Source organism: Phenylobacterium glaciei, assembly GCF_016772415.1.
GTDB classification, from domain to species: Bacteria; Pseudomonadota; Alphaproteobacteria; order Caulobacterales; family Caulobacteraceae; genus Phenylobacterium; species Phenylobacterium glaciei.
Genome location: NZ_JAGSGD010000001.1, coordinates 855,834 through 867,301, shown reverse-complemented (window position 1 = coordinate 867,301; position 11,468 = coordinate 855,834). Strand labels below are relative to the sequence as shown.

The 11,468-nt window shown below is 67.9% G+C and carries 14 protein-coding genes; 8 read left to right on the top strand and 6 right to left on the bottom strand.

Features of this window, described 5'->3' with window-relative positions:
• Positions 1–213: 213 nt before the first annotated feature.
• On the bottom strand, positions 214–1,989 hold the full coding sequence (locus JKL49_RS04250; protein WP_215338465.1) for a DUF885 domain-containing protein: 1,776 nt from the start codon (positions 1,987–1,989) through the stop codon (positions 214–216).
• 113 nt (positions 1,990–2,102) lie between these two features.
• Here JKL49_RS04250 and JKL49_RS04245 point away from each other — a divergent pair, with 113 nt between their 5' ends.
• The 4 genes from JKL49_RS04245 to JKL49_RS21170 all read left to right on the top strand — a co-directional run bounded on the left by JKL49_RS04245 (position 2,103) and on the right by JKL49_RS21170 (position 4,298).
• Complete coding sequence (locus tag JKL49_RS04245; RefSeq protein ID WP_215338464.1) at positions 2,103–2,615, top strand: MOSC domain-containing protein; 513 nt, start codon at positions 2,103–2,105, stop codon at positions 2,613–2,615.
• A gap of 12 nt (positions 2,616–2,627) precedes the next feature.
• Positions 2,628–3,002 carry a GFA family protein gene (locus JKL49_RS04240; RefSeq protein WP_215338463.1) on the top strand — a complete coding sequence of 125 codons (375 nt, stop codon included), beginning with the start codon at positions 2,628–2,630 and terminating at the stop codon, positions 3,000–3,002.
• A 15-nt stretch (positions 3,003–3,017) separates the two neighbouring features.
• The gene (locus JKL49_RS04235; RefSeq protein WP_215338462.1) at positions 3,018–3,923 is read left to right on the top strand and encodes a PhzF family phenazine biosynthesis protein; all 906 of its coding nucleotides are present in this window, start codon (positions 3,018–3,020) and stop codon (positions 3,921–3,923) included.
• 240 nt (positions 3,924–4,163) lie between these two features.
• Complete coding sequence (locus tag JKL49_RS21170; RefSeq protein WP_283816614.1) at positions 4,164–4,298, top strand: hypothetical protein; 135 nt, start codon at positions 4,164–4,166, stop codon at positions 4,296–4,298.
• 6 nt (positions 4,299–4,304) lie between these two features.
• On the opposite strand, the gene JKL49_RS04230 is transcribed toward JKL49_RS21170, so the two are convergent.
• Together JKL49_RS04230 and JKL49_RS04225 are read right to left on the bottom strand one after the other, a co-directional pair.
• Entirely contained in the window at positions 4,305–4,694 is a 390-nt protein-coding gene (locus JKL49_RS04230) for a response regulator (RefSeq protein ID WP_215338461.1), read from the bottom strand.
• Between the two features lie 148 nt (positions 4,695–4,842).
• Positions 4,843–6,105 carry a cytochrome P450 gene (locus tag JKL49_RS04225; RefSeq protein WP_215338460.1) on the bottom strand — a complete coding sequence of 421 codons (1,263 nt, stop codon included), beginning with the start codon at positions 6,103–6,105 and terminating at the stop codon, positions 4,843–4,845.
• A 93-nt stretch (positions 6,106–6,198) separates the two neighbouring features.
• Between JKL49_RS04225 and JKL49_RS04220 the strand changes: the two genes are divergently transcribed.
• From JKL49_RS04220 to JKL49_RS04210, 3 genes are all read left to right on the top strand, one after another.
• Positions 6,199–6,738 carry an AAA family ATPase gene (locus JKL49_RS04220; protein WP_215338459.1) on the top strand — a complete coding sequence of 180 codons (540 nt, stop codon included), beginning with the start codon at positions 6,199–6,201 and terminating at the stop codon, positions 6,736–6,738.
• Between the two features lie 65 nt (positions 6,739–6,803).
• Positions 6,804–7,295, top strand: coding sequence for a pyridoxamine 5'-phosphate oxidase family protein (locus JKL49_RS04215; protein ID WP_215338458.1), 492 nt, complete (start codon positions 6,804–6,806; stop codon positions 7,293–7,295).
• A gap of 356 nt (positions 7,296–7,651) precedes the next feature.
• On the top strand, positions 7,652–8,347 hold the full coding sequence (locus tag JKL49_RS04210; protein WP_249778020.1) for a Crp/Fnr family transcriptional regulator: 696 nt from the start codon (positions 7,652–7,654) through the stop codon (positions 8,345–8,347).
• On the opposite strand, the gene JKL49_RS04205 is transcribed toward JKL49_RS04210, so the two are convergent.
• The 3 genes from JKL49_RS04205 to JKL49_RS04195 form a co-directional block, all read right to left on the bottom strand.
• Entirely contained in the window at positions 8,344–8,934 is a 591-nt protein-coding gene (locus JKL49_RS04205; protein ID WP_215338456.1) for a sensor histidine kinase, read from the bottom strand. The two genes, JKL49_RS04210 and JKL49_RS04205, sit on opposite strands and share 4 nt — an antisense overlap.
• A gap of 200 nt (positions 8,935–9,134) precedes the next feature.
• Complete coding sequence (rsgA, locus tag JKL49_RS04200; protein WP_215338455.1) at positions 9,135–10,208, bottom strand: ribosome small subunit-dependent GTPase A; 1,074 nt, start codon at positions 10,206–10,208, stop codon at positions 9,135–9,137.
• Positions 10,209–10,515: 307 nt separating this feature from the next.
• Entirely contained in the window at positions 10,516–10,977 is a 462-nt protein-coding gene (locus JKL49_RS04195) for an Lrp/AsnC family transcriptional regulator (RefSeq protein ID WP_215338454.1), read from the bottom strand.
• A gap of 114 nt (positions 10,978–11,091) precedes the next feature.
• On the opposite strand from JKL49_RS04195, the gene JKL49_RS04190 reads away from it, so the two are divergent.
• Positions 11,092–11,328 (top strand): DUF6356 family protein, encoded by a 237-nt coding sequence (locus tag JKL49_RS04190; RefSeq protein WP_215338453.1) that lies wholly within the window; start codon positions 11,092–11,094, stop codon positions 11,326–11,328.
• Positions 11,329–11,468: the final 140 nt, after the last annotated feature.

Genomic DNA, 11,468 nt, shown 5'->3' with positions numbered 1-11,468 from the left:
CGGCGAAGCAGGGGCCCAGTTTCTTTCTCCAGGATTGGGCGTGATCCTCGTTCGTGGGTTCGTGAGGTTCGTGGTTCCATTCTTCAGCCTGTGAGGCGTCGAGGCCTATCAGGTTGATCACGAACCTCACGAACCTCACGAACAAGGGATCCTGATCGGAGGCCGTAGGTGAATCTGGGTCCCGGCCTTCGCCGGGATGAGCGGATCTGAGCGCTACGCGATCGGCAAATCAAACAGCAGCTGGCCGGCGAACCGCGCCGGGGGCGAGCCGTAGGCGAGGATGCCGTCGTGGTAGCGCTTCAGGGTGAAGGCCTTGCCCCACTTGGCTTCGGCCTGTTTGCGCAGGGCCTTGTGCTCCTCCCAGCCAACGAAATAGGTGGGCAGCTGGGCCTGGCTGAGCTGGGCGCGGACCCACTTGCCGGCGGCCTCGCGTTCCTGCTGGAAGGCCTGGACGGTCATCAGCTTCATGGCGTCATCGCGGCTGATCCCATCGACGTGGACGGCCTGGTCCAGCAGGGCGTTGGCGCAGACCCGCAGCTGCAGCTTCAGGTGGACCAGCAGGTAGAGGGGGTCTCGGTCCAGGTAGCCCTCGTCGGCCATGACGTCCTCGGCATAGCAGGCCCAGCCCTCGACGAAGGAACCTGACGACAGCACCGCGCGCAGCACCGAGGGGTAGGCGTTGGCGTGGGCCAGCTGCAGGTAGTGGCCGGGCATGGCCTCGTGGACGGTGACCTCCTGGATACCCAGGCTGTTGTATTCGCGCAGGAAGCTGTCGGCCTGGGCGTCGGTCCAGTCGTCGGGGATGGGGGAGATCTTGTAGTAGGTCTGCTGACCCTTATCGAGAGGACCCGGCGCGTCACAATAGGCCACAGCGACGCCGCGCTGGAACTCCGGCACCAGGCCGATCTTCACCGGATCGTTGGGGACCGTGACGATGTTCTTTTCACGGACGAAGGCGGTGGCCTGGACCAGGCAGGCCTCGGCGGCCTCCACCAGCTTGGTGCGGGGCGGCTTCTTGGCATAGGCGAATTCGAGCGCGGCCTCGATGGCGGCCTGACGCTCACCTTCGGTGGGGCTTTGGGGGGTCGGCGGGGCGCCGGGCTTGCCCACCAGGACCTTGGCCGAGATCGCGTACATGGTGGCGCGCAGGGCGGTCATTTCGGCGAGCGCCCGGGTCTTGATCTCGGCGCGGCTGAGGGGGGAGTTGAGCGCGAAGGCCAGCTTGGCGTCGTAGAGCTCGGCGCCCAGGCGGAACTCGCCCTTGGCGGCGGGGACCAGCACGGTCTCCAGCCATTTCTGGTGCTCGTCGATGGCGGCCTTGCAGGTCTTGGCGGCGGCTTCGAGCCGGGCGCGGTCTGCAGGCGGAAGTTTCGCTCCGTCGGCGACGATGCCATCCACCAGGGAATGGAGGCCCTTGTTCTGGCCCACCACGGTGTCGGCGTGGATTTTCGGTACGCGGGCCGGGACGAGGTTCGCCCGCGCCTGGGCCAGGAAAGCCGGCAGCCTTTCCATCCGCGCCGTGGCGCTGCGCAGGCGCACATCGAGGGGGGCGAATTCGCGGGCGGTGAGGGTGTAGAGGGCGCCGCCGGCCACCGCGTTCCAGGTCAGCGGGTCCCAGGCGTAGGGCTGCAGGGTCTGGGTGGTCCAGAGGTCGCTGCGGACCTGGTTCTCCAGGATGGCGGCGTCCACCTGGTTGGCGCGGCTGAGCTGAGCCCGCGGGGTGGCCTGCAGGGCGGTGAGAGTCTCGGTCGCGAGCTTCACCACCGCGGCGCGGCCCTTGGGGCCCATGTCGTCGATCAGGTCGTCGAAGCGGTGGTCGCCGATCTGGGTGGCGCCCACCGGGGAGAGCCGCAGAGAGGCGTCGACCCAACCCTTGGCCAGGGCCTCGAACTTCGCATCGGCCGGGGTGGCGGCCTGGGCGAGGGCGCCGAAGGTGAAAGGCGCCGCGGCGGTCATGCCGAGCAGGGTGCGGCGAGAGAAGTGGGGCATAGCGTTTCCTCAGACGTGTTACGTCGAGTGTTACCAAGGCTCAGGGAACGGGGGAATGGCTGGGCGTCTTAACAATCGGTCATCCCGCTGGAAGTCATCGCAGGCGGTGTGGCATGGACCGCCCCATGCTCAATCCCGACTCGCCGCTCGCCCGCCTGATGACCGCCCCGGTGCGGGCGGGCAGCATCACCTGGATCGGGCTGCGGCCGGCGGCGCACGCGCCGATGACGCCGGTCCCGTCCGCGACCCTCGTGGCCAGCCAGGGCATGGAGGGCGACCGCTACCGCACCCGCAACAACGGCGGCCGACAAGTGACCCTGATCCAGGCCGAGGACCTCGCGGCCATCGCCAGCTATCTGGGGCGGGACGCCGTCGGGCCGGAGGCGCTGCGCCGCAACATCGTGGTGCGGGGGATCAACCTACTGGCGCTGAAGGAGAAGCGGTTCCGGCTGGGCGGAGCCCTGTTGGCCTATAGCGGCGAGTGCCATCCCTGCTCGCGGATGGAGGCGATCCTGGGGACCGGCGGCTACAACGCCGTCCGCGGCCACGGCGGCATCACGGCGCGAATCCTGGATGGCGGGGCGGTGCGGGTCGGCGATAGTCTCGAGGTCCTGCCCGCCGACTGAGGAGACGTCCGCATGATCCAGGCCGCCTGCCATTGCGGCGCGGTGACCTATGAGGTCGAAACCGCGCCAACCGAGGTGACCGACTGCAACTGCAGTCTCTGTCACAAGCACGGGGCCTTGTGGGCCTATTACAGGCAGGGGGTGACGATCACCGGCGAGACGGTGGCCTACCTGCAGGGGGACAGGACGCTGACCACCCACCATTGCCCCACCTGCGGCTGCATCACCCACTGGAAGTCGGTCGATCCGGCCTATCTGCGCATGGGGGTGAACTCCCGTCTGATGCCGCCGGCGGTGCTGGAGGGCATGCCGGTGAAGCGGCTGGACGGCGCCCACGACTTCGAGACGCTGGGGCACTACGTCTTTGGAACTTTGCCAATTGGCTAATTCATGGCAAAGGCCGTGAAGCTTCACCGGAACACCACCATGCCCACCTACGCCTTCGTCACCCTCGACGTCTTCACTGACGCCATGTTCGGCGGCAACCCGCTGGCGGTATTTACCGACGCGCGCGGCATGAGCGACGCCCAGATGCTGTCCCTGGCCGGCGAGATGAACCTGTCGGAGACCACCTTCATCCTGCCGCCCGCCGATCCGGCCAACACGGCGCGCGTGCGGATCTTCCACCGGTCGGGCGAGATGCCCTTCGCCGGGCACCCCAGCATCGGCACCGGCTATGTGCTGGCCACGATGGGACATGCGGGCGCCCTGACCCTGGAGATGATCGCCGGCCTGGTGAAGGTGGAGATCGACCGCGACGCCGCGGGCGCCCCCAGGGGCGCGGTGATCGCCGCGCCGCAACCGCTCACCACCAACGGGGACATTCCCGCCGCCGAGGTGGCCGCCTGCGCGGGGTTGGCGGTGGCCGACGTGCTGAGCGCCAACCACGCCCCGATCCTGGCCACGGTGGGGGTGCCCTTCATCATCGCCGAGGTGGCGGCCGAGGCGCTCAGCCGCGCCGAGCCGGACGTGGCGGCGTTCCGCAAGGCCGAGGCCGAGCGGCCCGACCTGGCCGGGCGCTATTCCCTGCTGATCTATACCCGGCAGGGCCAGGACATCCGGGCCCGCATGTTCGCACCGCTGTCGGGCACCTATGAGGACCCGGCCACCGGCAGCGCCAATGCGACGCTGGCGGCCCTGCTGGTGTCGCTGGCCGGCGTGGACCAGGCCGCCTTCACCATCAGCCAGGGGGTTGAGATGGGGCGGCCCAGCGTGCTGAAGGCCGCCGCGCGCCGGACCCCGGACGGGGTGCGGGCCACAGTCGGCGGCGGCTGCGCGCCGATGTTCCGTGGCGAGGTGACGCTCTGAACGCTACCCGCTCATCCCGGCGACCGATCTTCGGCGGCGCGAAGCAGCCAAGGCCGGGACCCAGGTGAAACCACCGGATTCCGATACGAATTCGAGGCCGAGCCTGGGATAAATATCGAGCATCGAGGATGAATCTGGGTCCCGGCCTTCGCCGGGATGAGCGGTTGTCAGTGTGTCACGCTTGCGGCGCGGGGTTCGATACGCCAGATAGGCGACTGACTTGCAGGAGAGCGGCCCACAATGGCGCGGACACCCAACTACAGCTTCGAACGGATGGAACGCGACAAGGCCAAGGCCGCCAAGGACGCGATCAAGGCCGCCGCCAAGGCCGAGAAGAAAGCCGCCGCGGCCGCCGAGAAGGCGCCGAAGGACTAGCCGCGCTCAGGCGGCCATCGCCCGCCCCAGGGCCTCGGCGATCTCATAGGGCTCGAAGGGCTTGGAGACGAACTCCGACCCCGAGACGCCTTCGGCCACGTGACGGCCTGCCGCCGTGCCCGAAATGAACACCACAGCCAGGGCCGGATAGGTGGCGCGGGCCACCCGGGCGACCTCGAACCCGTCGGGGCCGGGCCCCAGGTCGACATCGGTGACCAGGGCGCCGAGCGGCGTACGCCGACTTAGTGTGTCGAAGGCGCCGTTGGCGTCATAGGCGTTCACGACATTGTAGCCGAGTTCCCGCAGCGTCGCCGTGGTCTCGAGGGAACAGATCGCGTTGTCATCGACGAACAAGATCGGGTCGTCATCAATGAAAGTGACGGGTGCGGTGGACATGGCCTGAACCTCTAGGAGGCCATACAACCATCCGTGGAAGTTTTGTTTCCGTCGTTCTCAGATTTATTTGTCGGATATGTGACTTAGTTCCTGTGAAGCTTGAACAAGATCTCGACACCATTCCAGCCAAGCTTGCGATTAGTTCATATTACTTTGGGATACGCACAGGCAGGTATTCGTACCCCTTCACGAAGTTGGAGGTCAGGCGCCGCGGCTCGCCCACGACCTCAATCAGCGGGAAGCGCTTCATCATCTCTTCCCAGACCACGCGCAGCTGCATCTCGGCCAGGCGCTGGCCGACGCAGCGATGAACGCCAAAGCCGAAGGCGACATGCTGGCGGGGCCGCTCGCGGTCGATGATGAAGGCGTCGGGGGTCTCGATGGCCGAGGCGTCGCGGTTGCCTGAGACGTACCACATGACCACCTTCTCGCCGGCCTTGATGGTCTTGCCGCCGATCTGCGCATCGGCCATCGCCGTGCGGCGCATGTGGGCCACGGGGCTCTGATAGCGGATGATCTCGGGGATCATGCCGCCGATCAGGCCGGGGTCGGCCCGCAGCTTGGCGTACTGGTCGGGGTTCTCGTTGAGGGCAAGCAAGCCGCCGGTGATGGAGTGGCGGGTGGTGTCGCTGCCGGCGACGATCAGCAGCACCAGGTTGCCGACGAACTTGTAGGGGTCGCCGCCGCCGTTGGTGGCCGGGTCATGGGCCAGCATGGAGATCAGGTCGTCATTGCGCGGACTGGCGGCGCGCTCGGCGAAGATTCCCACCAGCCGGCCGAAGGTGGCCATCAGCTCGGCCTGGCGGGCCGGCTCCCCGGCCGGCGAGCCGCCGCCCAGGATGGGGGCGGCCAGCAATAGGTCCGACGCGCGCGGTAGCAGGCGGCGCTCCTCGAAGGGGAAGTCCATCAGGGTGGCCAGCATCTGGGCGGTGAGCTCGACCGACACCTTGTCGACGAAGTCGAAGGTCTCTCCGCGCGGCAGCTCGTCGAGGATGGCCGCCGCCCGACTGCGGATCAGCGGCTCCATGCCCATCATGGCGCCCGAGGTGAACATCGGCGTCACCACCTTGCGCTGGGCCTCGTGGCGCGGGCTGTCCTGGCTGATGAAGCTGGCGCCGGCCGGGTCCTCGAAGGAGTCGCCCAGCGCGATGCCGCCCCTGTCCGAGGCTGAGGAGAAGGTGTTGTGGTCGCCGTCGACGGCGACGATGTCCTCGAACCTGGTCACCGACCAGTAGGGGCCGAAGGGGCTGGCCTTGCAGTAGTGGACCGGGTCCTCGGCGCGCAGCCGCTCGAACCAGGGCCAGTGGGTGTCGGTGCGGAACAGCTCCGGGTCGCCGACGTGGAAATCCTCAAGCGGGGTGGAATAGGCCCGGTCGCGGGCCTCCGCTGCAATGCGCGCGCCGTCGGCCATCTCGGCCTCCCTTCGATTGTGCGGCCTGAGCTTGACCGTCGTTGGCGAGATCAGAGACCATCGCCGCCGCACTGTCCATCGTGAGAGAGACCCATGCCGGGCCGCATCATCCTGCTGACCGGGCCGCCGGGCGCCGGCAAGACCACGACGGCGCCCCTGCTCTGCGCCAATGCGCCGGGGCCGCTGGCCGTGCACCTGGAGACCGATGTCTTCTACCGCAGCATCAAGAAGGGCTGGCTGGCGCCCTGGACGCCGGAGTCCCACCGCCAGAACCAGGTGGTGGTCGAGGCCATACTGGCGACCGCCGTGACCTACGCGCGAGGAGGCTATGAGGTGGTGGCCGACGGGATCATCACCGACTGGGTCAAGCAGCTGTTCGTGGACGGTGCGCGGGCGGCCGGTGTCGCCCTCGACTTCATCGTGCTGATCCCCGACCAGGCCATCGCCGCCGAGCGCGGCCGCACGCGGAGCGCCGATCCCCTGCCCCACTACAGCCCGTACGAGGCTCTCTACGGCAAGTTCGCCGCGGAGGACGCAGCCCATGCGGTGGACACCGGAAACGTGACGCCGGGGGACCTCGCGGCGGGCCTGCGGGAAGGGATCGCGGCTGGGCGGTTCAGGCTGGCGGGCTAGGAGAAGATCGGAACAAGCGCCCGGCTCCCGGGTTGATTCAGCAACCCCAACCCAAGGAGCTATCCATGAGCACCGACCAGCGCACCGACGCCGAACGCCGGCTGTGGGATGAGATCGAGAAGCACAATACCGGCATGCTGGGGGTCACCGGCGGCGCGGCGCATCACACCCAGCCGATGACCGCCTTCGCCGAGCCCAAGACCAACCAGATCTGGTTCTTCACCCGCACCGACACCGACCTGGCCCGCGAGATCGGCGAGGGGAAGAGCGCGATGTTCGTCCACCAGCAGAGGGACTTCCAGGCCTGCGTCGGCGGCCAGCTGACCCTGCAGCACGACACCGCTCGGGTCGACAAGTACTGGAACGCCGTGGTGGCCGCCTGGTACCCGGAGGGCAAGGCCGACCCGCGCCTGACCCTGCTGTGCCTGGACTGCGACGACGCCCAGGTCTGGATCAGCCAGGGCGGCCCGGTGAAGTTCTTCTGGGAAGTGGCCAAGGCCAACGCCACCCACACGACGCCGGACGTGGGCGTCAGCGCGAACGTCAACTTCCACTAGGATCTCCGGTTCCACGTGAGCTCGCCCCGCCGTCCCGCACGGCGGGGCGTTCTATTTGACGTCAGGGCGAATGATCTCACCAAGTTGGGGGACGCCAGATCCGCAGCAAGGTCAGAGCAGGCTCCGCAAAGCTTCTCAAACAACTCAAGAAACGCGAGATCAACGACCTCTGCCATAGGCGTGAATGTTTCTCGGCGACGTGGCGTTTTTCACTAGCGATCCTGTCATCGATTTTTACTGACTGCATTTCAGATTTGTGTCGAGTTCTCGACAGTCGATGTCGGGTGACCTCGATAACTTGCAACCTTCGCAGTCCGGCGACGTTTCGATTCCCCATGCAAAGGCTCCTTCTTTCCTTGCAAAATCGTCTGCTCGCCGCCCTGCCGCCGGCCGACCACGGGCTTGTGGGTCCCTACCTGACTCATCTCGACCTGGACCGCGGGCGCCTGCTCTATGACCCGGGCGATCCCATCGACATGGTCTATTTCCCCCATGACGGGGTCATCTCGCTGATGACCCTGACGGAAAACGGCGCGGCCATCGAGAGCGCCACCATCGGCCGCGAGGGCGCGCTGGGCCTGATGGCCGCGGTGTCGCCGCGCCAGTCGCTGTCGCGGGCCATCGTCCAGACCCCGTGCCGGGCGGCGCGCATCAGCGCGGCGCAATTGCACGAGGCCTGGGAGAAGAGCCCGGCCATCCGCCACCTGATCGACCACCACACCGAGGCCCTGTTCGGCCACGCCATCCAGTCGGTGGCCTGCAACGCCCTGCACTCGGTGGAGGCGCGGTTCTGCCGCTGGCTGCTGACCTGCCACGACCGGATCTCCACCAACACCGTGGCCCTGACCCAGGAGTTCCTGGCCGACATGCTGGGCGTGCAGCGGACCACGGTGACGGCCGTCGCCCGCGCCCTGCAGGAGCGCGGCTATATCCGCTATCGGCGGGGGATTGTGGACATTATCGACCGCGCCGGCCTCGAGGCCATGACCTGCGAGTGCTACGGCGTCGTCAAGCGCACCTACGAGCGCCTGTTGCCGGGCACCGACTTCTAGAGGCTGAAGACCAGCTTGGCGGTGCAGCTGGGCTGGGAGGTCAGGGTGAACTCGCCGCGCACCTGGGCCGCCAGGCTGCGCACGAACCACAGGCCGAACCGCTCGCGGGCCCGCTCCGGATCAAAACCCTGGCCGTCGTCGGTGACGGTGAGGTCGTGGCGGCCATCGGCGCCTTGGGTCAGGCTGATCTCCACCAGGCCGGGACGGTCGTCAGGGTAGCCGTGGGCGAGCGCATTGCCCACCAGCTCCTGGGCGATGAGGGCCAGCGTCGAGGCCGCGGTGTCGGGCGCCAGGACGGGGATGGCGGTGACCCGGACCTCGGCCTTGCGCCCAGCGTGGCGGCGGCGCCAGACGGGCGCCATCTCGGCGATATAGGCGGTGAAATCGACACCCTCCGGGGTGCGGTGGCGCTCCAGGGCGCCCAGGGAGCCTATGGCGTCGGCCATCCACAGCAGCTGGCGACGCGCCTCGGGATCGCCGGCCCGCTGGCTGCGCATCCGGCCAAGCGCCGACATCAGCTGGAAGGTGTTGGCCATCCGGTGCCGCATCTCGGAGGCGGCGCGTGCTTCAATGCTGTCGTCGCTCATGCAGCCGCAGCCCCACGCGGTTATGACCGCAAGTAAAATGTGACCGATGGACCTCGTCCGTCGCCCGTCCGACAGACTACTCAGGAATTCGTCATCAGCCCCACAAATTCAGCATCTTGCGACGAATCGTCAGCCCGTTGGGGGGGTATCGCCCAGGCTGGGTATCCTCCGTCGGTTCTCCCTGGTCTGCCGGTAACAAATCACTCCCCGCCCCTGTGTTTGTGTTTCAGGTGGGCGCGGGCGGCCTTGTTGCGGCCGATCCAGACCTTGCGCACCTCGGCGCGGGCCAGTGGGTCGTCCTTGAGGTCCAGGTGAGCCAGTTCGCGCTGCAGCTTGCCGAAGCTCTTCCAGCGGCCCTCGTCCAGGCTCCCGTCCTCCAGGGCGGCGCGGACCGCGCAGCCGGGCTCGGTGCGGTGGGCGCAATCGTGAAAGCGACACTGGGCGGCCAGGGCCTCGATGTCGCCGAAGGCCGCGGCCACGCCGGCCTCGTTGTCCCACAGTCCCAGCTCGCGCATGCCGGGCGTGTCCAGAACCAGGCCGCCCGACGGCAGCAAGATCAGCTCGCGGTGGGTGGTGGTGTGGCGGCCGCGCGCGCCCTCGTCGATGATGGCCTGGGTCGCCATCAGGGCTTCGCCTGCCAGCGCATTGACCAGGGTGGACTTGCCGACCCCTGACGAACCCAGCAGCACGGCGGTCTGGCCCGGCCCCAGCAGGGCCGCCAGGGCCTCGAGCCCCTGGCCCGTCACCGCCGAGACGGCGTGGACCGGGCAGCCGAAGGCGATGGACTCCACCTGCGCCACCAGGGCGCCCACGTCCTCGCAGGCGTCGGCCTTGGTGAGCACGACGACCGGCGCGGCGCCGCTCTCCCAGGCCACCGCGAGGTAGCGTTCCAGCCGGCGCAGACTGAGGTCGGCGTTGAGGGAAGCGGTCAGCAGGGCGATGTCGACATTGGCCGCCACCGTCTGCGGCGCGACGTTGGGGCCCGAGGCCCTGCGCACGAAGACGCTGGAGCGCGGCAGGACGGCGTGGATGGTGGCCGCGCCCTCGGCGGGCCGCGTGGCGCAGGCCACCCAGTCCCCGGCCACGGGATAGCCGCCCTCGCCGGCCTCATGGGCGAGCTTGCCGGAGAGCTCGGCGGAGAGGTCGCCGTCCGGGGTGGCGAGGCGATAGAGCCCGCGCTGCTGCACGGTGACCCGGCCGGGCGTGAGGCCGCGGTCGGCATGGGTCTGGAATTGGGCCTGGAGCTTGTCGCTCCAACCATAGGAGTTGAGCAATGGGATGATCCGTCGATCGGAAGGGACGTCTGAGCGCCCGGCCGACGGAGGAGTCTAGGGTATCAGAATACCCGGTCGGCGGCGCGGCGAAGGGGGGTCTGGATGAGCACAGTCATGGCGAAACCCTCCTTTCGAGGCGTGTTGGCGACGCGATGAGGCTAGGCGCGGGATTTCACAAGGTCAAGTCACAGCCAAATCCAGTCCGTCATCCCGGCCGTAGCGTAGCGGAGAGCCGGGACCCAGGGGCGGTGCGCTGGGCCCCTGGGTCCCGGATCGGCCTATCGGCCGTCCGGGATGACGGGATGGGTTACAGCGGCAGGGCCGTCGTGAACTTGATCTGCTCCATGGCGAAGGAGGAACTGACGTCGCCCAGTTCCGCCGTCGCGATCAGGCGCTTGTAGAATCGGTCATAGGCGCCGATGTCGGAGACCACGACCTTGAGCAGGTAGTCGGTCTCGCCGCTCATCCGGTAGAACTCTACCACCTCGGGCAGGGCCGAGGCGTTCCTGGCGAAGGCCGTCAGCCAGGCCTCGTCGTGGCGGGCGGTGCGGATGGAGACGAAGACCACGAGACCGAGATCCAGTTTCTCGCGGTCCAGCAGGGCGACGCGGCGCTCGATGACGCCGTCGTCGGTGAGGCGCTTGACCCGCTTCCAGCAGGGGGTTTGGGACAGGCCAACGATCTGGGCCAGGTCGGCGATGGAGATCGTGGCGTCGGTCTGCAGTTCCCGCAGGATCCGCCGGTCGATGGGATCGAGACCATCACTCATGCGAATGACCCTCTAGAGAGAATTCTATTCTCTTCTACCGGAGATTGGCGGCGAAATCGACAATGAATCTCTTGGTCGCCCAGGGCATCCTGTCTTCCGCAACGGGGTCCGGCCATGATCGAGAACTTCACCAAGCATCCGCATCAGGTCGGCGAGACCTATGGCGAGCACCTGGGCGCGGCGGCCGGCTTCGGCGCGACGCTGATCGCGGCGGGCATCGCCTGCGTGATCCACGCGGTCTTCCCCTTCCTGTTCGAGAAGACCGCCAGCCACTGCGTCGCCCGCCTGCATGGGAGCATGTCGCTGAGGGGACGGTTGCCCCGGCATGATGAGACGGTGGTGCAGATCTAGGCGGCGGGTGGCGCACCCCACCTCTCTGATCGTCATGGCCGGGCTTGTCCCGGCCACCCATGATCTCCGTGATGCAGCAAGCTAATCCGGCGGGCGCCGTGCGACCTGCGGCGAGGCGGAGATCATGGGTCCCCGGGACA

Coding starts and splice junctions, on each gene's coding strand:
- JKL49_RS04250 (WP_215338465.1), bottom strand. CDS start 1,989: ATGCCCCACTTCTCTCGCCGCACCCTGCTCGGCATGACCGCCGCGGCG.
- JKL49_RS04245 (WP_215338464.1), top strand. CDS start 2,103: ATGGACCGCCCCATGCTCAATCCCGACTCGCCGCTCGCCCGCCTGATG.
- JKL49_RS04240 (WP_215338463.1), top strand. CDS start 2,628: ATGATCCAGGCCGCCTGCCATTGCGGCGCGGTGACCTATGAGGTCGAA.
- JKL49_RS21170 (WP_283816614.1), top strand. CDS start 4,164: ATGGCGCGGACACCCAACTACAGCTTCGAACGGATGGAACGCGACAAG.
- JKL49_RS04230 (WP_215338461.1), bottom strand. CDS start 4,694: ATGTCCACCGCACCCGTCACTTTCATTGATGACGACCCGATCTTGTTC.
- JKL49_RS04225 (WP_215338460.1), bottom strand. CDS start 6,105: ATGGCCGACGGCGCGCGCATTGCAGCGGAGGCCCGCGACCGGGCCTAT.
- JKL49_RS04220 (WP_215338459.1), top strand. CDS start 6,199: ATGCCGGGCCGCATCATCCTGCTGACCGGGCCGCCGGGCGCCGGCAAG.
- JKL49_RS04215 (WP_215338458.1), top strand. CDS start 6,804: ATGAGCACCGACCAGCGCACCGACGCCGAACGCCGGCTGTGGGATGAG.
- JKL49_RS04205 (WP_215338456.1), bottom strand. CDS start 8,934: ATGAGCGACGACAGCATTGAAGCACGCGCCGCCTCCGAGATGCGGCAC.
- JKL49_RS04195 (WP_215338454.1), bottom strand. CDS start 10,977: ATGAGTGATGGTCTCGATCCCATCGACCGGCGGATCCTGCGGGAACTG.
- JKL49_RS04190 (WP_215338453.1), top strand. CDS start 11,092: ATGATCGAGAACTTCACCAAGCATCCGCATCAGGTCGGCGAGACCTAT.